This window comes from Paenibacillus sp. RC334, from assembly GCF_030034735.1.
GTDB classification, from domain to species: Bacteria; Bacillota; Bacilli; order Paenibacillales; family Paenibacillaceae; genus Paenibacillus; species Paenibacillus terrae_A.
The window spans coordinates 5257277-5280216 of the sequence record NZ_CP125370.1; the positions used below are offsets into that span (position 1 = coordinate 5257277).

Annotated in this window: 22 protein-coding genes, 2 pseudogenes and 1 riboswitch; of the genes and pseudogenes, 7 read left to right on the plus strand and 17 right to left on the minus strand. The window is 50.8% G+C overall.

Annotation, left to right across the window (positions count from 1 at the left end; genetic code table 11):
* Positions 1-41: 41 nt before the first annotated feature.
* The 13 genes and pseudogenes from QMK20_RS24110 to QMK20_RS24170 all read right to left on the minus strand — a co-directional run bounded on the left by QMK20_RS24110 (position 42) and on the right by QMK20_RS24170 (position 13290).
* Entirely contained in the window at positions 42-1292 is a 1251-nt protein-coding gene (locus QMK20_RS24110; protein ID WP_044646218.1) for a serine hydroxymethyltransferase, read from the minus strand.
* 124 nt (positions 1293-1416) lie between these two features.
* The gene (locus tag QMK20_RS24115; RefSeq protein ID WP_283653584.1) at positions 1417-2004 is read right to left on the minus strand and encodes a TIGR01440 family protein; all 588 of its coding nucleotides are present in this window, start codon (positions 2002-2004) and stop codon (positions 1417-1419) included.
* A 287-nt stretch (positions 2005-2291) separates the two neighbouring features.
* A riboswitch (ZMP/ZTP riboswitch) is annotated at positions 2292-2373 on the minus strand.
* 78 nt (positions 2374-2451) lie between these two features.
* On the minus strand, positions 2452-3036 hold the full coding sequence (locus QMK20_RS24120) for a low molecular weight protein arginine phosphatase (protein ID WP_283653585.1): 585 nt from the start codon (positions 3034-3036) through the stop codon (positions 2452-2454).
* Positions 3037-3071: 35 nt separating this feature from the next.
* A complete protein-coding gene (locus QMK20_RS24125; RefSeq protein WP_283653586.1) occupies positions 3072-3632 on the minus strand; it encodes a manganese efflux pump MntP in 561 nt (186 codons plus the stop codon).
* A gap of 171 nt (positions 3633-3803) precedes the next feature.
* Complete coding sequence (locus tag QMK20_RS24130) at positions 3804-5042, minus strand: L-threonylcarbamoyladenylate synthase (protein ID WP_283653587.1); 1239 nt, start codon at positions 5040-5042, stop codon at positions 3804-3806.
* A gap of 183 nt (positions 5043-5225) precedes the next feature.
* Positions 5226-5918, minus strand: coding sequence for a stage II sporulation protein R (gene spoIIR, locus QMK20_RS24135; protein ID WP_283653588.1), 693 nt, complete (start codon positions 5916-5918; stop codon positions 5226-5228).
* Positions 5919-6172: 254 nt separating this feature from the next.
* The gene (locus tag QMK20_RS24140) at positions 6173-7366 is read right to left on the minus strand and encodes an FtsW/RodA/SpoVE family cell cycle protein (RefSeq protein ID WP_283653589.1); all 1194 of its coding nucleotides are present in this window, start codon (positions 7364-7366) and stop codon (positions 6173-6175) included.
* Positions 7367-7441: 75 nt separating this feature from the next.
* Complete coding sequence (gene prmC, locus QMK20_RS24145; RefSeq protein ID WP_283653590.1) at positions 7442-8341, minus strand: peptide chain release factor N(5)-glutamine methyltransferase; 900 nt, start codon at positions 8339-8341, stop codon at positions 7442-7444.
* A gap of 3 nt (positions 8342-8344) precedes the next feature.
* Positions 8345-9412: a peptide chain release factor 1 gene (prfA, locus tag QMK20_RS24150; protein WP_025683383.1), complete on the minus strand. Its 1068-nt coding sequence runs from the start codon at positions 9410-9412 to the stop codon at positions 8345-8347.
* 213 nt (positions 9413-9625) lie between these two features.
* Positions 9626-10726: a redox-regulated ATPase YchF gene (gene ychF / locus QMK20_RS24155; RefSeq protein ID WP_014278491.1), complete on the minus strand. Its 1101-nt coding sequence runs from the start codon at positions 10724-10726 to the stop codon at positions 9626-9628.
* Positions 10727-10868: 142 nt separating this feature from the next.
* Positions 10869-11364, minus strand: a pseudogene (locus QMK20_RS24160) (GNAT family N-acetyltransferase).
* Positions 11361-12461, minus strand: coding sequence for a type 2 isopentenyl-diphosphate Delta-isomerase (gene fni / locus QMK20_RS24165; RefSeq protein WP_283653592.1), 1101 nt, complete (start codon positions 12459-12461; stop codon positions 11361-11363). Before fni ends, QMK20_RS24160 begins: the two are co-directional and overlap by 4 nt.
* A 211-nt stretch (positions 12462-12672) precedes the next feature.
* The gene (locus tag QMK20_RS24170) at positions 12673-13290 is read right to left on the minus strand and encodes a sugar O-acetyltransferase (protein WP_283653593.1); all 618 of its coding nucleotides are present in this window, start codon (positions 13288-13290) and stop codon (positions 12673-12675) included.
* Positions 13291-13495: 205 nt separating this feature from the next.
* Between QMK20_RS24170 and QMK20_RS24175 the strand changes: the two are divergent.
* A pseudogene (locus QMK20_RS24175) lies at positions 13496-14718 on the plus strand (MFS transporter).
* Between the two features lie 128 nt (positions 14719-14846).
* Here QMK20_RS24175 and QMK20_RS24180 read toward each other — a convergent pair.
* Positions 14847-15815: a helix-turn-helix domain-containing protein gene (locus tag QMK20_RS24180; RefSeq protein ID WP_283653594.1), complete on the minus strand. Its 969-nt coding sequence runs from the start codon at positions 15813-15815 to the stop codon at positions 14847-14849.
* A 17-nt stretch (positions 15816-15832) separates the two neighbouring features.
* Positions 15833-16054 carry a hypothetical protein gene (locus QMK20_RS24185; protein WP_283653595.1) on the minus strand — a complete coding sequence of 74 codons (222 nt, stop codon included), beginning with the start codon at positions 16052-16054 and terminating at the stop codon, positions 15833-15835.
* Between the two features lie 170 nt (positions 16055-16224).
* Here QMK20_RS24185 and QMK20_RS24190 point away from each other — a divergent pair, with 170 nt between their 5' ends.
* From QMK20_RS24190 to QMK20_RS24215, 6 genes are all read left to right on the plus strand, one after another.
* A complete protein-coding gene (locus QMK20_RS24190; protein ID WP_283653596.1) occupies positions 16225-17133 on the plus strand; it encodes a dihydrodipicolinate synthase family protein in 909 nt (302 codons plus the stop codon).
* 143 nt (positions 17134-17276) lie between these two features.
* Complete coding sequence (locus QMK20_RS24195) at positions 17277-18164, plus strand: transporter substrate-binding domain-containing protein (RefSeq protein ID WP_283653597.1); 888 nt, start codon at positions 17277-17279, stop codon at positions 18162-18164.
* Positions 18165-18195: 31 nt separating this feature from the next.
* Positions 18196-18927, plus strand: coding sequence for an amino acid ABC transporter permease (locus QMK20_RS24200; protein WP_283653598.1), 732 nt, complete (start codon positions 18196-18198; stop codon positions 18925-18927).
* On the plus strand, positions 18911-19663 hold the full coding sequence (locus tag QMK20_RS24205) for an amino acid ABC transporter ATP-binding protein (RefSeq protein ID WP_283653599.1): 753 nt from the start codon (positions 18911-18913) through the stop codon (positions 19661-19663). Before QMK20_RS24200 ends, QMK20_RS24205 begins: the two co-directional genes overlap by 17 nt.
* Before the next feature lie 58 nt (positions 19664-19721).
* A complete protein-coding gene (locus QMK20_RS24210; protein WP_283653600.1) occupies positions 19722-20255 on the plus strand; it encodes an OsmC family protein in 534 nt (177 codons plus the stop codon).
* A gap of 87 nt (positions 20256-20342) precedes the next feature.
* Complete coding sequence (locus QMK20_RS24215) at positions 20343-21311, plus strand: bile acid:sodium symporter family protein (RefSeq protein WP_283653601.1); 969 nt, start codon at positions 20343-20345, stop codon at positions 21309-21311.
* Between the two features lie 382 nt (positions 21312-21693).
* Here the strand turns inward: QMK20_RS24215 and QMK20_RS24220 are convergent, their stop codons facing one another.
* Both QMK20_RS24220 and QMK20_RS24225 read right to left on the minus strand, forming a co-directional pair.
* Positions 21694-22185 (minus strand): DMT family transporter, encoded by a 492-nt coding sequence (locus QMK20_RS24220; protein ID WP_283653602.1) that lies wholly within the window; start codon positions 22183-22185, stop codon positions 21694-21696.
* Positions 22186-22222: 37 nt separating this feature from the next.
* Entirely contained in the window at positions 22223-22924 is a 702-nt protein-coding gene (locus tag QMK20_RS24225; RefSeq protein WP_283653603.1) for a Crp/Fnr family transcriptional regulator, read from the minus strand.
* Between the last annotated feature and the right edge of the window lie 16 nt (positions 22925-22940).

The following is a 22940-nucleotide window of genomic DNA, read 5'->3' on the forward strand; positions in this document are numbered from 1 at the left end:
GACAACCTGAGGCTGAGGGGGAGCATGAACAAGCCGATTGATTAGTATTGAATACTTGGGTAGATCGGGAATTTGTCTGTCAGTTCGCCAACAGCTTGGCTGGCTTTGGACAATACCGTATCATCCTTCGGATTTTTAAGAGTTTCGGCAATGATTTTACCGATTTTGACCATAGCCTCTTCATCCATACCACGGGACGTTGCAGCAGGTGTACCAATGCGGATTCCGCTGGTAACGAACGGACTGGTCGGGTCGAAAGGAATCGCGTTTTTGTTCACTGTAATGCCCACGGAATCCAGCACATGCTCCGCTTCTTTTCCAGTGATGTTCAAGCTACGCGTGTCCAGCAGCATCAGGTGATTATCCGTACCACCGGATACAATGTTAATGCCTTCAGCCAGCAATGTCTCAGCCAGCACCTGAGCGTTGCGAACTACGTTTTGTGCATAGGTTTTGAAGGAAGGCTGGAGCGCTTCACCCAAGGCAACGGCTTTGGATGCGATCACATGCATCAACGGCCCCCCTTGAGTACCTGGGAAAATAGCTTTATCAATCGCTTGCGCCCACGCTTTGCGAGTCAAAATCAGACCTCCACGCGGACCACGCAGCGTTTTGTGTGTCGTTGTTGTTACAAATTGAGCATGCGGAACCGGGCTTGGATGAATACCCGCTGCCACAAGACCCGCGATATGTGCCATATCGACCATGAACAGAGCGCCCACATCGTTGGCAATGGAAGCGAAGGCTTCAAAATCAATGGTGCGCGGATATGCGCTCGCGCCGGCTACAATCAGACGAGGGCGATGCTTGAAGGCTGCCTTGCGCACTTCATCATAGTCGATGCGGAAGTTGTCTTCACGTACACCGTAAGCGGCAAAGTTATACAACAAGCCGGAGGCGTTAACCGGGCTTCCATGTGTAAGATGGCCGCCGTGCGCTAGGTTCATACCCAGTACGGTATCTCCAGGTTTAAGAGCTGCCAGATATACTGCCATGTTCGCTTGCGCTCCAGAGTGAGCTTGTACGTTAGCATGCTCTGCACCGAACAGTTCTTTGGCACGGTCGCGTGCAATGTCCTCAACGATATCTACATGCTCACAGCCACCGTAATAGCGTTTACCCGGATAGCCTTCAGCATATTTATTTGTCAGTACAGAGCCCATTGCTTCCATTACCGCTTCGCTGACGATATTTTCGGATGCGATCAGCTCGATATTGTGGCGTTGTCGTTTCAGTTCAAGTCCCATTGCTTCCAGCACTGCCGGGTCACTTTTACGCAAATGTTCCATCATGATTGATTACTCCCTCTCCATGGTCAATTGTCAGGTATACAGGCAAGCGCCTGCTCCTCTGTTGGGTACCTCATCATCAATACAAAAAAGATACAAACATGCTGTCCAAACCAAATTGCAAATGCTAGTCACAGCTTCCGCCGGCTTCTTGCTCCAGACTATACACCGCTCGTTGTCCTCCGATGAGCGGGGGACGAGTGAACGCCGCCGTCACACGCGCTTCGCCAATCCAGCGAAGGCCTGGACGAAACGGAACAGCAATCGGTTGCAAATGCATACCGATCAGCGTCTCACCAATGTCTATCCCCGCATGTGCCTGTACATTCGCCGCCAGACATGCATCTTCCAGCGCACGATAGGCGACGGTAGCCATAGATCCGCCTGCCGTACGAACGGGAACGGCGGCAACCTCCGTCAGTCCCAGCCGCTCCAGCACGGCTCGCTCAACGACTAGCGCACGGTTCAAATGCTCGCAGCATTGAAATGCCACGTCAAAACCATACGCCCTGCTAACGGATTCCACTCCAGCCAGCAATTGCTGCGCTACATCGAGCGCTCCCGCCGTGCCAATCCTGCTTCCAACCACCTCACTGGTGCTTACCCCGATAACCAGCAAACGACCAGCCTTGAGACTGGCTGCTTCTGCTATTTCCTTCACGACAGAAGCGGTCTGTGCTTCAAGCGTAACCTCATGATCCAATTGTCCTGCCATTGGAACCTCCTTTGGTTGAACAGCCCCACAGAGACTGGGCACGGGCTTATGCCCCATGTTCAACACACTCTCTCCTGAATCACAATCTGACTATATTATAGCCGATGAATCGGATTTCGAGCAGGAAAAATGGAAGACCCAACTAAAAAAAGGACCCTCTCTCGGTTCGAATACTCGAAGTAACAGCACACGGAAGAATCATTGTCATTTGTCTGGACAGAAGGCCACCGGAGGCCGGACCTAGCTCATATACGAAAAAAGAGCAGTCCACAGCCAATGTGGATTTGCTCTTTTGCCCAGGCGACCGGCCGTATATCCGGTGCTCCATCGTGGTTAATCCCACTTTTGTCGCCAGTTACACCGGATTCTTGTTTTTCCACCTTATCTTAACGGATTAACCGTCGAAAATCAACAGATCCCGTACAAAATAGATGAGTGATACAAACTTTATTCGGACAATGCCTTTAGCTTGTCCACCAGCTTATGCAGCGCCGTTCGGATTTCCCCAGCCGTGACATCGTAATCTTCACGCGGACCGCCGAACGGATCAGAAATATCAAAGCCCGGAATACGTTGATGCAGTTCAATCATCCGCTCACGCTCCCGTGCCGAAAGCTCCTGCCCCAGCGAACCCATCAGTTGTTGTGAAGCGTACAGACCATCCAGCTCCTGTACATCATTCAGCACCGAATCCCGGTCCTCCACATATTCCTTGAGCGTAAACACTTTGCCCGCCGTTTGGGGAAAGCGCTGAATTACGTGCTGCTTATGCCCTTGGGTCAAGGTTAAAATCAGATGCGCCCACTCGGCAAGCCCACCGTTCAAAGGAGTTGAGGTGATTTGATCCGAGATATTGTGGTCACGTAGCACCGCCTCTGCATGTCGGGAAATGGGTGTGCCTTCCATCGCAGCTACTCCCGCCGAACGCACTTCCAACCCTAGTCCGTGCTCAGTAGCCAGCTTGCGCAGCATCCCTTCAGCCATCGGACTGCGACAGGTGTTCCCTGTGCATACGAATAAGATATGTTTCAACGTCTTCACCCCCCGTATGTTGAAATAATATATAATTAAAACATAAACATAAAGCCGAACGCCAGTAGAATGGCACCGCCCACCGCTTCTCCATAGTCTCCCAGATTGCGGCTGACCTTTCGGCCTAACAGCAGTCCCAGCATCGCCATCGCTCCCCCGCAAAAGCCAAACGCCAGAACGGTTAGTACCAAATCACTCTGGAACATGCCAAGTGACACCCCAACAGAAAAGGAGTCAACGCTCACTCCAAGCGCAAATAGCAAAAGGCCCAAGGACGAACGATGGTCCAACACCTGTACTCCGTCCCCTTTGAAGGAATTATAAACCATATGCCCGCCCAAAAGGATGAGTAATCCCCCTGCAAAGTAGGTCGTCACATGGCCCAGTAAAGAACTCATATAATGGCCTGTGAACATACCCAGCAATGGCATCAGAATGTGAAAAAAGCCAATGACCGTGCTGATCCGCAGCACGTCCCGCAGGCGTATTCCTTTCATGCCGATCCCTACGCCCAACGATAACGCATCCGTCCCCAGCGCTACAGCCATGACCAGAATCGTTACAATCTGCCCGGCATGGGCAGAGGCTGCCAGCATACTCCATCCCCCCAAATATCCGTCCGCTCTTGTACACGTTATGCGGACAAGAGGCAAAACAGTACAAGCATACGGTGAACGTGCCTGTACCGGGATAAGTTGAGAGGAAACAATGCTGAAAAGTTAATCCATCTAAAGCCTCTACATCATTGGACAAATATCGGCGCCGTCCTAGAGACGGACGATCCGATGGCCCGCCGCTTTGAGCAGGCGGTTCATAACGGCGTCTCCCAGCCCTTTCGGCGGACAGGCTTCCGCCAAAATAAAGGTGACGCCTTCCTCATCGCAGCGGCGCAGCACGCCGTACAGGCGCTGCGCTGCCTCATGGAGTGCGTCCAGCTTGCCCAGCGTGTAAACGCGCTCTCCGGCATAGCCGGCGGCATGCTCGTCGAACGCGAGCACTGCTGTGCGCTCCCCCCGCGCGGACGCCTCCGCCAGCGCGGCGCGAATCCAGCCCGTCACCTCAGCGGTTGACGGGCCATGCACTACGCTCAAGCAGCCTCGCGGCGCGTAGTGCGTGTACTTCATGCCCGGCGAACGCGGTGCCGGGCTATCGGCGTCCTCGCCGGGCGAAGCGGCGACCAACGCAGGGTCCAGCTCGACGGCGCGAGCGACCGCAGCGAGCTGCTCGGCCGTCACGCCGCCGGGGCGCAGGATGGTGACGGTTCCGTCGTCACCGGCCTGCACCACCGTGGACTCCAGCCCCACACCCGTGGGGCCACCGTCCAAAATGCCGCCGATGCGGCCCTCCAGGTCCTCACGCACATGGTGTGCAAGGGTCGGACTGGGCCTGCCCGAGCGATTGGCGCTTGGCGCAGCCAGCGGACAGCCTGCTTCTGCGATCAGACGCAGCGCTACCGGATGGTCCGGCATGCGCACGCCGACCGTGTCCAGCCCCGCCGTCACACGAGGCGACAGTGCTTGAGGCATCACAGGCAACACCAGCGTCAGCGGTCCCGGCCAGAACGCATCCATCAGCGCCCGCGCCGTATCATTCACTTCCGTTACCATGCCGTCCAGCTGGGCAGGGTCGGAAACATGCACGATCAGCGGATTATCGGAAGGACGCCCTTTGGCGGAGAATACCGATTCTACCGCTTCCGTGCTACGCGCATCAGCGCCCAAGCCGTACACCGTCTCGGTAGGGAACGCTACCGTCTCTCCTGCTTGCAGCAGCACAGCGGCCTCACGAATGCCTTTTTCCGCCGCAATACGGTCTTGTCTGGATAACATTTCACCAGATGATTCCCCTTCAACAACCAATTCTCTTACGTCCCACCATTTCGTATGGGAATCGGCCAACGGCGGCTTTAGCCCATGAAGCCCCTGTTCGTCCAATACCCGCTCACATATTTTCTTCTGCAAAGACTCTCCGCGCAAACCTTGTATTTGGTTCGATTTATCACTCATATTAGATCATCCCATATCTTATTGTCATACAGTCCTGGTTCAGTTAGCTCTATCCCTAAAGAACTTACTTGGGCGGCTTATCTGAACCAAATCTGTCCATGTCTCATAGCTGTAAACCCTATATCCCATTATAACATACCGGGGTCATGCACCCGTTGTTCTCTTTTCTACAACTTACGACGATTAGGCAAAAAGACCACTCACCCATCCCCACAACCCCGTCAATGCATCCCATAGAAAAAACCGTACTTCCGGCTCCTTGTCAGCGGCATTCGTCCGTCCGCCTCCTTGGTCCGCTTTTGCCGAGACCGTTTGAGCTGCCGTTTCCCCGCTGCCCGCATCAATGAAGCACAACGGAGGAAACAGCACGCACCACCAATTTTGCCCTTTGCCTTGTCCCAGCGTGACCCGAAGCGCTTCATAATCCCCTGCCGGATAGACAAGCCCACCGTACATCTTCGTCGGAAAAGGTACGTTTGCCAATTCTACCTGATGATCGTACGAGATGCCCCGTCGAGCCAGTTCCGCACCTACTAAACGGTCAATTTCGGGTAAATGAGCAGCAATCAGCACTCTGGCCTGATCCAAACTTTGCGGGTTTTCCAGCTTGCCAACCCACGCATCCATCTGTTGTACGATGGTATCCCTAATTTCACGTTTTACCAGCTGATCCTCTGGACGATCCGAATTGGCCAAAATGCGCAATCGGATGGAATCATGAGGAATGACGCCCGCTCCTGTCGTTGCCATCCCTGCCACTACAGGCCCTCTTGTCCCTGTTGTCATGGCGGCATCTGTTTTTTGACCTTCCCACGACATCAATAATATTGAAATACAAAATAGTATCATTGCAGCTTGCTTGGTCCAGCTTCTCATCCCAATCCCCCCAAACTCTATCATGTCTATCAGTCTGTCCGGTTTGGGAGAGGCTAAACCTATGAATCTCGTAAAATGTTCAAGACCATTTTAAAAACACCCAATACACCCTACATCAAGCACATGGATCTGGGCCGAAGCTTCGGAGCAGTCCGCGAATACGAAAAAGCCCAGATTTCACAATCTGGACCCTTCGTATCTCACTATTTCCCCTCACCCTAAGCATCAAGTGACATCCATTTAGAAGCATAGCATTAAGCCTTCTTCTCCTTCGCCAAACTCACTCTGGATGGCTGTGGCAGATCGTCCTCCAGCTCCTGACCGTGGACCTTAATACTCATAACCAAGCCAATGCTAGCCATGTTAATAAGCAAAGACGTCCCCCCATAGCTTATAAAAGGGAGCGTAATTCCCGTCAGTGGCATGATGCCCAAAAACGCGCCGATATTTTCAAAAATCTGATACAGCAACATGGATACAATACCGACGATAAGATATGGTCCGGCACGGTCACGGCATTCCAGCGAGATCAGGATCATTCGATGAATCAAAATAAAATATAGCAACAACAGCACCGACGAGCCAACAAAGCCAAATTCCTCCGCTACGACCACAAAAATAGAATCCGCATACGTGTAAGGCACACGACCGGATTGAACCGAAGTCCCCTGCAAAAAGCCTTTGCCCATCATCCCGCCAGAGGCAATCGCCAGCTTGGCATTTTTGGTATGGTAAGATGCCTTTGCGGTCGCTTTTTCCGGTACCAGCCAAGGGTCCAGTCGCTCTACCCAGTGACTACGGCCAATCCCCTTCATAAAAGAATCGATCTCATCATGAAACGAAATATAGGCTTTGAGCCCGCCACCAACGGCAACTACAAATATGGTAAATCCGATCAGTGCATGGGATGCCTTCACATTACCAATCCATAGCATACCAAGGACGATGACGATGTATCCGAGCGCATTCCCCAAGTCATTTTGCACCATGACCATAGCAAAAGGGACAAAGCTCACCAGAGCGACTGGAAGTACATCCTGAACAAAATACAGCTTGCTCTTGCGCTTCTTAATCAGCATATAAGTCAGAAAAATGATAAGAACCAGCTTGAATACCTCAGCAGGCTGAAGGTTCAAGCCACCGATTTTCAAAAAGCCCTGAGAGTTGTTAACCGTCCCGCCAAAAAAGCCGAGAGCAAGCAGGAATATTCCGCCTCCATATACATACAGTGCTTTTTTAATAAATATTCGAAAATCGACTACCGCTATACCCAAGATCACCACAAAACCCAATATATAATACCCGATCATCTTCTGGTAGTCATTGCCGTGCTCCGCCAAGTTGGTAGGGCCTCTGCCCGCGCTATATACCGTTATGATGCTGATTGCCATCAGCAAAACCAGAATGAAGATCACCGGACCGTCAATTTTTTTCAATTTCTGAAGCATGATTTCCCCCTGAGCCGTTTCTCGGTCATACTCCTTTTATTCTAAAGGAAAGACTCGCAAAAAGAAAATGCAGCATTATTCCGCAACGCCCAGGACATGACGTTCGATTCCAGCAAGGTCTGGAACGATTAGAATCGTATTCCAATGACCTGCCTGCTCCAGCAGTCCAGCCACGTCTCTGGCCTGTCCCATGCCCAGCTCAAACCCGATCAACCGCGGCGGAGCCTGAAGCAGCCCAAGCTGCTCCAGCATCGCCCGATACGGGCCAAGTCCGTCAGGCCCGCCATCCAGCGCCATACGCGGCTCATGGTCGCGCACCTCCGGCTGCAAGCCTGCGATGTCGGCGGCCGGGATATACGGCGGATTGGACACCAGGATGTCCACCGCCTCTCCCGCGAACGGCGCCAGCAGGTCGCCTTCGCGCAGCTCCACGGCTGCGCCGTTGACAGTGGCGTTATGCGCCGCCATCTCCAGCGCTGCGGCGGAGATATCCCCCGCCACCACGCGCCAGCGGGGCCGCTCAGCCGCCAGCGTGACGGCAATCGCCCCGCTGCCCGCGCCGATATCGAGCGCCTGCGGAGCGCCGTCCGGCCACAATCGGTCGCCGTGCTGAAGAATAGCCTCGACGAGCAGCTCTGTCTCGGGCCGCGGAATCAGCACCGACGGCGAAACCGCGAACGGACGGCCATAAAACTCCTGCCGTCCGATAATATACTGCGCCGGTTCACCCGCTGCTTTGCGGGCTATGACCGCTTCCCACGCCTCTTTACCCGAGGCTGGGAACGGATCGCCCAGCGCAGCGTAGAACGCCGTGCCTTCCAGCCCGAGCACATGCTCCAGCAGCAGACGAGCGTTATGCTGCGGCTCCAGCACGCCGCAGCTTCCTAAAAAAGAAGAAGCCTCAACTAAGGCTTCTCTGATACTCATGCTCCGCTCCGGCGACATCCGATACACAAGATCGCGTTCGTGTCCCAAAACTTAAACCTCTTGTTCCATCAAATCAGCCTGCTCTGCAATCGTGAGCGCCGATACGATTTCTTCGATCTCCCCGTTCATCACCTGATCCAGCTTGTGCATGGTCAGCCCGATGCGATGATCTGTTACACGGCTTTGCGGGAAGTTGTAGGTACGAATACGCTCACTGCGATCCCCGGTACCTACTTTGCTCTTACGCTCGCCTGCATATTTGGCTTCCTCTTCCTGACGAAGCATATCCGAAATACGGGCACGCAAAACCTGGAGTGCCTTCTCCTTGTTGGAGTTTTGGGATTTACCGTCCTGACAGGTTGCCATAATGCCTGTTGGCATATGCGTTACACGCACCGCCGACTTGGTCGTATTAACGGACTGACCGCCAGCACCGCTGGAGCAGAACGTATCTACGCGGATATCCTTGTCGGAAATTTCAACATCCACTTCTTCGGCCTCAGGCATAACGGATACCGTAGATGTAGATGTATGAATACGTCCGCCGGATTCCGTCGTCGGAATCCGCTGTACGCGGTGTGCTCCGCTTTCGAATTTCATTTTGCTGTATGCACCGCGTCCGTTAATCATGAAAATAACCTCTTTGAAACCTCCGAGGTCATTCATGTTCGCGTCCATCAGCTCTACACGCCAGCCTTGGGTATCGGCATAACGAGTGTACATCCGGTACAGATCCGCCGCGAACAATGCCGCTTCGTCACCACCCGCTGCACCACGAATCTCGATAATCACATTCTTATCATCGTTCGGGTCCTTCGGCAGCAGCAAAATGCGGATTTTCTCGTCCAGCTCCCGTTTGCGGGCACTGAGCTCATCAATCTCCATTTTTACCATTTCACGCATCTCGTCGTCCAGCTTTTCGGCCTGCATAGCTTTAGCAGCGTCCAGCTCTTCAACGACAGTTTTATATTCAGTATATGCTTCATAAGCAGGCTGTAAATCAGACTGTTCTTTGGAATAATCTCTAAGTTTCTTGCTATCGTTCGCTACATCCGGATCGCAGAGCAGTTCGCTCAGTTTATCGTAGCGGTCCGCCAATGATTGCAATCGGTCCAACAAGCGATTCACCTCTTCAGTTAAATTAATATGAAGCCAGATTCAAATTCACTGGCTACAGCTCTTTATTATACCAACTAATTAATTAATTAGCTACTAAAAATACTTCTAATTCATGAATTGAATAACAACCATAATTTAATAATAAAAAGCCGCCACCCAATACAGGCAGCGACTACTTTATTTAGCACAATGTTTTATACTGCAAACCTAATGTTATACATTAAAACGGAAATGCATAACGTCTCCGTCTTGTACCACATATTCCTTACCTTCCAAACGAAGCTGACCACGTTCCTTAGCCCCGTTCATAGAACCAGCAGCAACCAAATCGTTGTAGGATACAACCTCGGCACGAATAAATCCGCGTTCAAAATCCGTATGGATTACGCCTGCAGCGCCCGGTGCCTTTGTTCCTTTGTGAATGGTCCATGCGCGTACTTCCTGCACACCCGCTGTGAAATACGTATACAGACCCAACAAGCGGTAAGCTGCTTTAATCAGACGATTCAGACCGGATTCAGCCAGTCCCAGTTCCTCCAGGAACATTGCCTTGTCTTCGCCTTCCAGCTCGGCAATTTCAGATTCTACTTTGGCGCTAATCGGCACCACTTCTGCATTTTCCGCTACAGCAAAATCACGTACCTTTTGCACATAAGGATTGCTGTCGGCTTCCGTTACACCGTCTTCGCTGACATTAGCTGCGTACAGTACAGGCTTCATCGTAAGCAAATGAAGATCACGTACAATCAACTGTTCTTCATCCGACAATTCCACGCTGCGCGCAGGCTTATCAGCATACAGTGATTCCTTGATCCGCTCCAGCACTTCAACTTCCTGGGTGTATTGCTTGTTGCCACCCTTCATGTTTTTGCGGGAACGCTCAATGCGCTTGTCTACGCTTTCGATATCCGCCAGAATCAGTTCCAGATTAATGGTCTGAATGTCACTGATCGGGTCGATTTTGCCGTCCACATGGGTGATGTTCTCATCTTCAAAACAACGTACTACATGCACAATCGCATCCACTTCACGAATATGAGCCAGAAACTTGTTACCCAAACCCTCACCCTTGCTCGCACCGCGTACAAGTCCTGCAATATCAACAAATTCAAAAGCCGTCGGTACCGTTTTGTTCGGCACAACCAGTTCAGTCAGCTTATCCAGCCGCTCATCCGGTACTTCAACGACACCCACATTAGGGTCAATCGTACAAAATGGATAGTTTGCGGATTCCGCACCCGCCTGCGTTATTGCGTTAAACAGTGTTGATTTGCCCACGTTCGGCAAGCCCACGATCCCCGCTTTTAAAGCCATAATCAGAACAACTCCCGTTTATATAAAATGTGCGTTATGCCATCCGTTAGTTTACCAACCCACATTATATATGAGAACCCGTACATGCGGCAAGCATATGGCTGTGACTTTCAGGATTTTGCTACAACCTCTACTTCTTCATTTAAATCTCTTTGCTCATCTGAATATCTGTAACCCGATAGCCGGACTTGCGATACACATGCAAAGCCCGCTCATTATGCCCAAATACATGCAAACCGATGCGAACAGCTCCCAGCCTGCGAGCTTCCTGTTCCAAAGCCCCCATCGCCATTGTACCTAACCCCCGCCCCTGATATGAATCGTAGACGAGAATATCCAGCAGAAAAGCTTCTTTTCCTTGCACGCTATCCGTAATATTGAACCAGATATAGCCCGCTTCCTCTTGGCTCTCCACATCATCAGTATCCGAATACATCAGCATGTAAAGGTGAGCATGGGGAGTGTCCAGTCTCTGTGGCAGGTATCGGGCAAAGCTTTCTGCCGCGCGTTCCGGCGCTTCTTCCACCGTCCATGTGCCTGCCTGGATTTTTTTCGTCCGCGTAGTCTGCGAGCGAGCGCTGCTCAAACCGTTCATATTGCTCTGCGTTCATCGGTACCAAGGTTGTAGTGCTGCTCATGCGTTCACCTTCTTTCTCAACCGAGTCGTGTCTTTAAGTCCTTTAATCCCAGCTACTCCAATTCCGAACATGACTGTTCGCAGTTCCAGCTCCACCTGCTCCAGCCGCGCTTCGAGCGCCTCTGTGGAGGCGACCGCCGATCCGAGCAGCGACCGTCCGAAACCCGCCATATCAGCGCCCAAGGCAAGCGCCTTGGCTGCATCGACACCGTCTCTAAGTCCGCCACTGCCGATCACTGCGCCATTCGGCTGCGCGGCCCTGACTTCTACGATACAATCTGCGGTGGAGTTCCCCCAATCCGCAAATGCTTCCGCCGCTGCACGGCGCACAGGATCAGAATTGCGGAATTTTTCCACCTGACTCCAGCTTGTCCCGCCTGCGCCCGCGACATCAATAAAAACCGCGCCCGCATCGTACAATCTCGAAGCCGTCTCGCCATCTATGCCCCAGCCTACTTCCTTCACACCTACGGGCACTGAAAGCTGGCGGCACAGCTCTTCAATACGACCAAGCAATCCGCCAAAATCCAGATTCCCCTCGGGTTGGAAAACCTCCTGCAATCCGTTCAAATGCAGTACAAGCATGTCCGCTCCGGCAATCTCTACCGCACGGCGACAGTCGTCCACGCCAAATCCGTAGTTCAACTGCACTGCTCCCAGATTGGCAAGGATCGGAATATTCGGTGCCAAGCGACGAACCGCAAAAGTCGGAGCCAGTTCTTCTTTTTCCACCGCAGCTCGCACCGAGCCTACTCCCAGCGCCCAGCCGCGTTTCTCCGCTGTTTCTGCCAAGCGCTCATTAATCGCTCCCGTCTCCGCGCTGCCGCCTGTCATGGAGCTAATCAGCAGCGGCGTTCGCACTGCGCGCCCCAGAAAAGTAGTGTCCAAACGTACCTCATCAAAATGCAGTTCAGGCAGTGCACAGTGTTTAAAGGCATAGCGCTCCAGTCCATTCGTGATGCCTTGGCCTGCCACGTCCTCTTGCAAACAAAGTCGGACATGCTCTATCTTCCGTTCACCTGTGCGTGCAGCAGGCAGCAAAGAACCGGATTTGCCGGAAATCTCAGGTGTTTCAGATTTATTTTCCACATTACTCATCTATGTCCCACCTCATTCAGGTCACTTCATGTATTTACATTGGTCTGAAAACACAAATAAGACCGCTCCCGAACACGGTAACCGATCTATTTATGTATTATTACAGGCAATTATTTGATACTTTTATTGTAGCATGGATGGAAAAATATATACACAATCGCGAGCCTTTCCTTTGCTTATATAAACCGTTCAGGTGAGTTTTGTTTGTGCCTTAGTCCTCAATGTCTTCGTAATAATCATTTTTTTGCTTTTCCCAGTACCGTCTGTCTCCATCTGTAATTTCCCTTAGCACTTTACATGGATTTCCTACGGCAACCACATTATCAGGAATGTCTTTGGTAACGATAGATCCAGCCCCAATAACTACATTATTTCCAATATTCACTCCTGGAGTGATTACGGTATTTGCGCCAATCCATACACTGTTTCCAATCGTTATCGGTTTACCAAATTCCAGCAAGGTGTTGCGCACATCTGAATCTATCGGATGCCCAGCCGTATATACGCCTACCCTGGGGCCGAAAAAAACATGATCCCCTATTGTTACTTTCGCTACGTCAATAATGATGCAGTCATAATTGGCATAGAACTGATTGCCCACTGTAATGTGACAGCCATAGTCACAGCGAAATGGGGGTTCGATATATATCTCCTGACCTGTAGACTCGAACAGTTGTTTAAGTAGCTCTACCCGGTACTCCTGTTGCTCTTCCGTACTGTAATTGAACAAACGGGTAAGCATTCTCGATTTCTTGCTATCCTTTGCCAATTCTTTTCCGCCAGCCATATATAGTTTGCCTTCTAACATATTTTCTTTATTCGTTGCCATGTACACTTTCCTTCCTGTTTAAAAGGTTTTCATTTCACTCCATGAAGTTGGACAAATGCCTGATACTAAATTATAGTACAGTTTATTATCATGCTTTTAATAAGTATTGTCAAAAGCATGGAAGGATATATAAAACGACATGTCCACTTAAAGCTTTGTCTATTCTTTGCGGCTTTTAGATAAGCGGCGGTAAGGAGTTCTTTGTATGACAGCACAGCTTTCCAAAGATCCAAAGTTCGTTCGCAATATGCTATTCTTATTATTTGCTCTTCCAGGTGTGGCTTTTGCATCTTGGGTCTCCCGAACACCTACAGTCCGGGATACACTGGGTGCTTCAACTGCGGAGATGGGAGTTATTATTTTCGGAATGGCGGCAGGCTCTATACTGGGACTACTGAGTACAGGCCACATCATTGCACGTACAGGTGCGCAACTGGTTATCCTCGGCAGCTCGCTGTTGTTTTTAATAGGTTTTATAATTATAGGTGTAGGGACTGTCTTTTCATTAACGGGTATGGTATTCGTCGGACTTGCTATTTTCGGATGCGGCTACGGGTCGGCAGAAGTCGCTTTGAATGTGGAAGGGTCCGCTGTTGAAAACCGTTTAAGCAAAACCCTGCTGCCTGCTTTCCACGGATCGTTCAGCGCTGGTACACTTATAGGCGCAGCCATCGGCTCAGGAGCTGCCGCAGCCCACGTCCCTGTGCTTATACCACTCTGGCTGTTCTTATTGCCACCACATCTATTTATTTGTATCGATTCCTGCCCTCCCATACAGGTAAAGAAGCTTTGGAGCATTCTCCTCAAGCCAGATCCGTCTTATCGCAGCAGCTTGCTGTTTGGAAGGAACGACGGGTTCTGCTCATTGGTATTATCGTACTGGGTATGGCCTTTGCGGAGGGATCAGCGAATGATTGGCTGCCTTTAACCATGATAGACGGGTACGGAGTAGATTCTTTAACCGGCTCTTACATTTATGGTTTATTTGTCGCAGCGATGACGATTGGGCGTTTTACTGGCGGATTCGTATTGGATAAGTATGGAAGGGTGCCTGTTTTAAAAGGAAGTGCGCTCATGGCAGCTGTCGGCATTGTTCTTGTGATTTGGGGACCGCATTATGGGGTAGCCGCATTCGGTGTGCTGCTATGGGGTCTTGGAGCCTCGCTTGGCTTTCCCGTAGGATTATCTGCTGCGGGAGATGAACCCCAAGGGGCAGCCGCCAGAGTGGGTGCAGTGGCGACCACCGGATACATTGCCTTTTTAGTAGGCCCTCCCGCATTAGGGTTTCTGGGGGAGTCTTTCGGTCTCTTACACGCCATGATCGCGGTACTTATTGGTGTTATCATTGCCGGCCTTCTATCAAACGCTGCCAAGCCAATAGATTCCAAAGAAACTCATTTAAAGTGTCCTAATAACGATTTAACATAGCCTCATATCTTAATAAAAGACAAAAAAAGCCTTGAATATCAAGGCTTTGCTTGAGAGAAAGTCCAGGGAACTTTTCATTCCATTTTGTATATTTATAAATTGAAATATTAATAGTTTTCCCCTGCCCGTCAGTTCCCGTTCAGCTTCCTCCACATAGTACTACGCCCGATTCCGAGCCGTTTGGCCGCCTTAGACTGATTCATGTTTTCCTCCTGCAAAACCAGCAAAATGATATCCTTCATGATATCATCGAGTGTCTGGTTCATATTGATGCTGGAGATGGAGCGCTGCGGGCGCTGCGATTCTTTTTTTAAAGTCGCCGCCACCTCTGCTTTGGTAATGCAGCTTCCCATTGCATTCAGGGCCAGTTCCTCGACCACCCTTTTTAACTGCTCCAGGTTATCCTCCCAATAAAAATCCCGCATCAGCTCCACCGCCTCCGCTTCAAAATCAATCCGTGCCTTCTCCGGGGTTTCATTCATCTCATGGCGGCACAGACGGATCAAGTTCGGAATACTTTCTTTTCGGCTGCGCAGCGTGGGCAGCTGCAATTTTAGACAGCCCAGGTTGTTGGCGAACAGCCGGCATATTTCATCCGGTTCATCATCCGAGTTGCGGCAGGAATAGGAAAAGATAATTTTGTTGTGCGAATAGACGGCCCCGTCTTTAAAATACTCATGCATTTGCTTGATAAAAGAAACTGACAGTACCTCCACATTTTTAATATAAATGATGTGTCCGATCTCCATAAACGGCGAGTTGCTGTGCTCCAGTATCCACTTCCATTTTTTACTTGTCATTAGAATGCAGTCGATAATCATCAGCGGCTTTTGCCTGATGAAATGATCTTTATTCAGAAAGCAGGTTTTATAGAGCTCGTTGGCAACTATATTTTTGCCGGTGCCGACCTCGCCGATAATGATCACGGGGCTCATGCTCTGGCCGTATTTATGAATTTGGGCGATGATTTCCTCAATGGCTGCGCTTTGGTCAAACCAGATATGATCCCTGTCCCAGTCCTGCTCGTCCTCGAACCGGATGGCATAATCATTGTGCTCCCCACCGGGTCCAAGCTTCTCGAAGAGGAACAGATTCATGCTGATCCCCTGAATATTCATCCGTATTCCTTTGATTTCCCAGATGCTTCTGCTTTTTTTTTTCTGAACTGCACGTCTTGCCTGTGCCGCAGCAAGGGCAACCTGCTGCGCAACTCCGCATCCGCTTCAGCGCGGATATTGTCCTGCAAGGTGGAATGGAATACACTTCCGTCATCCCCGTACACCACAACCAGACTGTGTTTTGTGGAGGCATTCGCATTTAGATGCTTCTTTCTCACATGTTGTCCTCCTTTTTCGATCATTTTTGCAATTGTTTCAAATTGAATCATTTCACCTTTTAAATCTCATTGAACATATAGGAATACTAATATAAAGTATACAATCATACAACCAAGCATTTTGAAAAATGCTGAACCTACAAAATTTGATCTGTTATGGAGGTAACCCGATGTCAAATCCATCCTTTTCACTACACGGAATCGTCACCACTGTGCTCACCCCGTTCACCGCTGATTTGAAAATTGATTATCCCTCATTGCAAAAGCAAATCCAGGCTGCGCTCGATGCCGGTTCGTCCGGTTTCCTGGTTCCCTGTCTTGCCAGTGAAATCGCGCATTTGACGCTGGACGAGCGGCGCGAAATCGTGAAAGCCACCGCCGAGGTCAGCAAAGGCAAAGCCTTGATCATCGCCAGCATCAATGCGCCGACAGGCAAAGAGCGACTTGGACTGCTGGACGACTTCCTGAAATATGGAGCAGATGGCGCCAATATCATGCTGGATTACACGACGGACAGCCAATATTGGCAGGATATTCAGGAGATTGACAAGGCGCGGCCCCCTTTCCTGATCCTCCAGGATGTGGACGGCCAAGGCGACGGATTAAAGGATGAGCTGCTGCTCCGTTGCTTTCATGAATTTGCCAGCGTGGTCGGGGTGAAGGTGGAGGTGAAGAACAACAATCCGAAATACTCCAGGCTACTGCAGGCAACGGACGGGGCGATCAATATTTCCAGCGGAAAAGGGAACGAGCAGCTCATCGAGCTGCTGGACAGGGGCGTGCAGGTCGTGATGCCGTCGGGGTTGTTTGAAATTTTCAACGGAATCTATCAACGTTATGCGGCAGGCAACCGGGAAAGCGCCAAGCGGTTATTTTATGCGGCACTTCCGATTATTGCCTACACGCGCCAGGACGGCACGATCAACCGCGCTTTTCACAAACGGTATTTGCAGGCCACCGGCGTGTTCACAACCCATCTTACCCGCGAAACCGCTTATTACGATGCCGTCAACGAAGCCTACAACCGGGAATTGCTTCAACTGGCCTTAACTATCAAAGAAAATATCGATCAATATTGATAAGCCTCACCGCTTCAAATTGTTTCAAAACGAAACACTTTTTCCAAGCAAAAGCTTTGACTGAAAAAAGTGATCTGGCTAAAATAACGTAAAAGCATACAAAAACGATGTGAATTATATGTTTTTAGAGAGGAGCTTTCGCAATGAAGTTGAACACATCTATGCACACGGTAAAAATGGCAGGCCTGTTATTGTTGGTGCTGTTGACAGCATGCGGTCAAAACACAACGGCTCAGAGCACGAATGCGAAAGCAGGCAGGGAAGCGGCGACACAGCCGGAAACGGTGACCACTTTGCTGGTAGGCACAGGCGGAACGACAAAGCCTTTTACCTTCTCAAATGACCAAGATGAGCTGGATGGCTACGACATCGCCCTGTTGAAAGCGGTGGACGAGTTGCTGCCACAATACGAAATCAAGTTTGAGCGGGTGAAGTTCGACGGAATTTTTTCTGGAATTGATGCGGGGCGTTACCAGATCGGAGCCAACAGTATTTCCAAAAAGCCGGAGCGGGAAGAAAAATATCTTTTCAGCTCGGAGCCTTACGGCTATGCCAGCACAGTTATTGTGAAACGGAAGAATGAGGACACGCTGAAAAGCCTAGATGATCTCGGCGGAAAAAGAGCCATAGTCACCACCGATGGCAGCGCGAACGACAACTTCATCGAAGCGTTCAATAAAGAGCATCCCGACAATCCGATCCAAATTACCTATGCCGATCTGGAGGATGTCCAGGTCTATCAGAAAATTGAAAACAATGAGCTTGATTTCAAGCTGCACGGCTTGTCCTCATACAAAGAAATCGTGGACGAGTTCGGATTCAAAAATCTGGACAAAGTGACGCTCCCGCTGGAGCAGGCCAAACGGATCAGCGATCCCGGCGTATATTTTATTTTCCCAAAAACGGACAAAGGAGCGGAAATCCGCACTGCGGTGGACGGCGCACTGGCCACATTAAGAGCGGACGGAACGCTTTCCAGGCTGGCCGTTCAATATTTTGATACGGATATCAGTAAGGGCACGGCCGAATAACTGATCAGGCAGTACGAAAGGGGTCTATTTTATGCCAAATCTATTTGATTTTGGTGTGGTTATGGATATGATTCCGCAACTCATCAAGTACATTCCAATCACATTCGAAATCGTGCTGTTATCCGTTGTTTTCAGTTGGCTGATCGGATTCGTCGTGGCTCTGGTCAAAATAAACAAGGTGCCTGTGCTCTACCCCCTGTCCGGCTTGTATGTTTCCTTCATGCGGGGCACCCCGCTGATCATACAACTGTACATTGCCTACTTCGGCATACCGCTGCTGCTGCAATACTGGAGCCATGCCCAGGGGGTGGAGTACAGCGTGAACGGGATCAACCCGATAGTGTTTGTCGTCGTCGCGTTTGCGCTTAATGAGGGCGCCTACTGTTCGGAGACGATCCGCGCCGGCCTGGAAGCCGTGGACAAGGGCCAGACCGAAGCCGCCATGTCCATCGGAATGACCGCAAGCCAGACCTTTTTCAAAATTGTGCTGCCCGAGGCTTTGATCGTTGCCCTTCCTTCACTCGGCAATGCCTTTATCGGCATGATTAAAAACACTTCGCTGGCGTTTACCTGCGCCGTGGTGGAGCTGACTGCCGGAGCCCGGCTGCTGGCCTCAAAAAACTATCGCTTCTTTGAATCCTATGTCGCGCTGGCTATCATCTATTGGATTATTACCATCGTTGCCGCACGGCTGATCCGGGTCGCCGAGAACAAACTAAGAGCAAACGAAAGACAGGTTGACTTCAATGATACGAGTTCGTAGCCTTCATAAGCAATTTCATAAACACCAGGTTCTCAAAGGCATTGATCTGGATGTCGGGGAAGGGCAGGTCGTGGCCATTATCGGCCCGTCCGGTTCGGGCAAATCAACCATTTTGCGCTGCATCAATTACCTGGAGAAGCCGGAAGACGGCATTATCGAATTAGACGGCAGGGTAATCGATGCCAGACAAGCGAAAAAAAACGACATTCTTTATTTAAGGCAGCATACAACAATGGTGTTCCAGCAGTTCAATCTGTTCAAGCATAAAACGGCGCTGGCAAATGTCATGCTGGGGCTTACGGAAGTGCAGAAAAAAAGCAAAGCCGAAGCGCGGAAAATCGCTGATCATTATTTGGACAAGGTCGGTCTGAGCAACAGAAAAAGCTATTATCCCCGGCATCTTTCCGGCGGACAGCAGCAGAGGGTAGCGATTGCCAGGGCGCTAGCGTTGAACCCCAAGGTCATTTTGCTGGATGAACCGACCTCGGCCCTGGACCCGGAAATGGTAAACGACGTACTGGAGGTGATCCGAACCGCCGCCCGCGAGGGCAGAACGATGATTATCGTCTCGCACGAGATGAATTTTGTCTATGAAATTGCCGACAAGGTCATCTTCATGGACAATGGGCAGATTGTGGAACAAGGGACCCCACAGGATATTTACCTGAGTCCCCGCCAGGAGAGAACCAGACAATTTTTGTCCAAGGTCAATATCGGCTCTAATTACTCTATTTGACGAGCAACTGCTGCAGCTATAGGTTGCGGCATTCAACTACCCAAGGGAGGCTAAAGCAATGAGTACATTAAAAGAGTACTTGCAGCAGAAACGGGAAGCGGGTCTGCTTCTCAGAGAAAAGGCCGAGCAACAGCCGGAATACAACCGCTTCAGCGCCAAGGTAAAGGCCAAGGGGCGCAGCGGCGTGCGTGAAATCCGCATCCGTGATTTCCAGGTCATCAGCGACAGCCCAGAGGATTACGCCGGCTACAGCCTGGGCCCAAGCTCTCCGGAGCTTCAGCTTGGCGTGTTGGGAAGCTGCCTGACGCATATTACGCTGATCCAGGCTTCACAGAGGGGAGTCAGCCTTGACGCGCTGGAGGTTGAGGTGAGCGGCCAGCAGCACCCGCTGGCGGGCAGCCCCGGATACGAGCATATTCCGATTTTCCCGCACAATATCCGCTACAAGCTGCATATTACATCCTCCGAGTCACAGGAAACCATTGACGCGCTGCATAAGGCCGTGGAGGAGGCCTGCCCAATACTGAATCTGCTGCTGAACCCGCAGACCATAGAAGGCGAGCTGTTCCTTGCCGCCCCCGAGCAGGTGTAAACGGATTTTTCGAAAAAAGCTGCAGCGTTATCCAACTGATCGGGATATATAGCAGTATCCTATAATTGCAAAGGAAGTTATTTGCCCATGCTTCACTCTTTGAATGTGCGGCTGAACCGGTTGATGCCCCTGATCACTCCGATCAGCATCATCGTAGGCGTGTTTTGCGGCAGCAGCCTGTCATCCTTTACTTATCTGTCGCCATGGCTGTTTGCCTTCATGACCTTTGCGGGAAGTATCAGTCTCGGGTTCAGAGATTTCCTGAATGTGCTCAAGAAACCCGCTCCGCTCATTATCTGCCTGTTCATTCTGCATCTGGCCATGCCGGTCGTTGCTATGGCCTTCGGCCATTTAGCTTTTCCCGGGGATGCCTATACGATTACCGGACTGATTCTGGCCGCGGCCATTCCGACCGGAGTCAGCAGCTTTGTCTGGGTCAGCATTTATAAAGGCAACATCGCCTTAACCCTGTCGATCATTCTTATCGACACGATACTAGCTCCTTTCGCCGTTCCCGGTGTCCTCTCGCTCTTGATCGGAGCGAGCGTGAAGCTGGACGCGGCGGCCATGATGGGCAGCCTGTTCTGGATGATCGTCGTCCCCTCGCTGCTGGGCATGATCCTCAACGAATGGACCAAAGGCACCGTCGCCCCGCGCTGGAGCCCGCGGCTGAACCCGCTCTCCAAGCTGATGATGGCTACAGTGGTAGCCATTAACGGGTCAGTTGTCGCACCTTACCTGACCCATCTCAACCTGAGGCTCGCCGGTCTTGCCGCCGTCATTGTTGCACTGGCTTCCACTGGATATATGCTGAGCTACTGCTCCTCCAGGCTGCTGGGCTGGAACGAAGCGGATCAGGTAGCGCTCATCTTCAACGGCGGCATGCGCAATATCAGCGCAGGGGCCGTCCTGGCCGTCTCCTATTTCCCTGCTCCGGTCGCACTGCCGGTCGTGCTCGGCATGGTGTTCCAGCAGATGCTGGCCTCCCTGGTCGGCTTTCTGCTCGGCCGACGTTCCCGCATCCGTGAGCGCCGCGGGACGGCTTCCGCGGCCTGATAATTAAGGGGCCTTCCGCAAAGGGTAGCCCGAAGCAGCAAACGAGCCCGTTCTCCGCATCAATATGGAGAACGGGCTCGTATACTTGGAAATAGTCTTAACGATAGCATTTTTACACCCAGCAGAACGTCGCCCGGATGATGCGCCCCTCTATCTCCAACGTTTCTCCATTTTTTTCATCCATTGAAGTCGTACCCTAGGCGACTTTTTATATCCCAAAACTCGCACAACAACAGAGCAGGGAACACCCATTAATGCATCGCCTGCAATAGCACAACCTAATAACACAGCTACGGATGCGGCTGGCCTTTTAGCAGACTTCAATTCCCTGTTTGATAAGCTTCATGATGTCAAGATAAAGGTCAGGTCATATTAACATCCGTTATCCCTTCATCGAATCAGGTACATGTGAAATGCTTTCTTGCTGGTCCTTCGTACGTCCGTTGCCGAACTTGAATATCAAAATGCCTCCGATAATGACCAGCACGCCGATCAGCTTGGTGAAGGTGAACGGAATCTTTTCCAGTCCCAGCCATCCTAACGAATCCCACAGCAAAGCAGTGCCCAATTGTGCCGTTAATACGATAGAGATCGCATAAGTCGGACCAAGCAGCTTCACTCCTTGTACCAGACAGAACACCACGCCAACACCAATCATTCCACTGAACCAGTACCACGGCTGCATATGCTGTAGTGTAAATGTATTTTTCCCTGCAAAAATAAGACTGCCGAGCAAGGAGGCCAGAAACCCCGTTCCCAGCACAAGTGTGGTTGTAGCCCATGAACCTGTCCGTTCGTTCACCTTATTATTGAATATCGTTTGCAGGCTAACAAAGGCTCCTGCGATAACCGCCAGTACAATTCCTGATAGCATAATTTCAACTCTCCCCCGCTAATTCTTTTACGAATGATTATGCTTCATAAATATTATGGCCTGCCAGTTGGCCCAAACCTTCTCTGTCACGAATTACAATATAGCCCCGTGCTCGTTCCACCAATCCATCTGCGCTCATCTTGCGAATCACACGGTTGAGATGCCTATAGCTGGTTCCGATTAAATTCGCCACATCTACGAGACTGGATGCCCGCAGTTCCTCATGAAAAGAAGCATCACCTTCGTCAAAAGAAACGGATAGCAGGTAACTGGCCAGCCTGACTTCCACAGGATACATTAAGTTAAAGCTGGAGAAGTCGGAATCCATGCAAAACTTCCGGGTAACGATATCCAGCAAAAATTGCAGCATTGGAGCGTAGTCTCTGCCATATTTATTCATCCACTGGTGGTGAATACCGATTACATATATAGGAGACACAGCCTCCACCGTGTTGATCACGTTGCTGCTGCGAATATATTCAACATCTCCTATGATCTCAATCGGTGTTTTAAAGCAAAGAACCAGTGTTTTACCTTCCGTTGAACTGGTATAAATCTTGACCTTGCCCTGTACCAATATGTACAGATGTTCAATGGAATCCCCTTGGGAGCACAGCTTTTCCCCTTGTTCCAAACGATGCAGCGACAAATGAGGCCGCAGTGGCTCATGTAGTATCGATTCTAACTGATGCAATTGTAAAAAATGCTTCAGTTGCTCTTGATCCTGAATTTCTTTCATGCTTGGGCTCACCTTC

Excerpts from the sequence above, each read along its gene's own strand:
- fni (WP_283653592.1), bottom strand. The coding sequence starts at position 12,461 with ATGAGTAATGTGGAAAATAAATCTGAAACACCTGAGATTTCCGGCAAA.
- QMK20_RS24115 (WP_283653584.1), bottom strand. The coding sequence starts at position 2,004 with ATGGCAGGACAATTGGATCATGAGGTTACGCTTGAAGCACAGACCGCT.
- ychF (WP_014278491.1), bottom strand. The coding sequence starts at position 10,726 with ATGGCTTTAAAAGCGGGGATCGTGGGCTTGCCGAACGTGGGCAAATCA.
- QMK20_RS24225 (WP_283653603.1), bottom strand. The coding sequence starts at position 22,924 with ATGAAAGAAATTCAGGATCAAGAGCAACTGAAGCATTTTTTACAATTG.
- QMK20_RS24110 (WP_044646218.1), bottom strand. The coding sequence starts at position 1,292 with ATGATGGAACATTTGCGTAAAAGTGACCCGGCAGTGCTGGAAGCAATG.
- QMK20_RS24125 (WP_283653586.1), bottom strand. The coding sequence starts at position 3,632 with ATGCTGGCAGCCTCTGCCCATGCCGGGCAGATTGTAACGATTCTGGTC.
- QMK20_RS24140 (WP_283653589.1), bottom strand. The coding sequence starts at position 7,366 with ATGCTTCAGAAATTGAAAAAAATTGACGGTCCGGTGATCTTCATTCTG.
- QMK20_RS24195 (WP_283653597.1), top strand. The coding sequence starts at position 17,277 with ATGAAGTTGAACACATCTATGCACACGGTAAAAATGGCAGGCCTGTTA.
- QMK20_RS24190 (WP_283653596.1), top strand. The coding sequence starts at position 16,225 with ATGTCAAATCCATCCTTTTCACTACACGGAATCGTCACCACTGTGCTC.
- QMK20_RS24210 (WP_283653600.1), top strand. The coding sequence starts at position 19,722 with ATGAGTACATTAAAAGAGTACTTGCAGCAGAAACGGGAAGCGGGTCTG.
- QMK20_RS24220 (WP_283653602.1), bottom strand. The coding sequence starts at position 22,185 with ATGCTATCAGGAATTGTACTGGCGGTTATCGCAGGAGCCTTTGTTAGC.
- QMK20_RS24200 (WP_283653598.1), top strand. The coding sequence starts at position 18,196 with ATGCCAAATCTATTTGATTTTGGTGTGGTTATGGATATGATTCCGCAA.
- QMK20_RS24170 (WP_283653593.1), bottom strand. The coding sequence starts at position 13,290 with ATGGCAACGAATAAAGAAAATATGTTAGAAGGCAAACTATATATGGCT.
- QMK20_RS24215 (WP_283653601.1), top strand. The coding sequence starts at position 20,343 with ATGCTTCACTCTTTGAATGTGCGGCTGAACCGGTTGATGCCCCTGATC.
- QMK20_RS24180 (WP_283653594.1), bottom strand. The coding sequence starts at position 15,815 with ATGAATCTGTTCCTCTTCGAGAAGCTTGGACCCGGTGGGGAGCACAAT.
- QMK20_RS24205 (WP_283653599.1), top strand. The coding sequence starts at position 18,911 with ATGATACGAGTTCGTAGCCTTCATAAGCAATTTCATAAACACCAGGTT.
- QMK20_RS24130 (WP_283653587.1), bottom strand. The coding sequence starts at position 5,042 with ATGAGTGATAAATCGAACCAAATACAAGGTTTGCGCGGAGAGTCTTTG.
- spoIIR (WP_283653588.1), bottom strand. The coding sequence starts at position 5,918 with ATGAGAAGCTGGACCAAGCAAGCTGCAATGATACTATTTTGTATTTCA.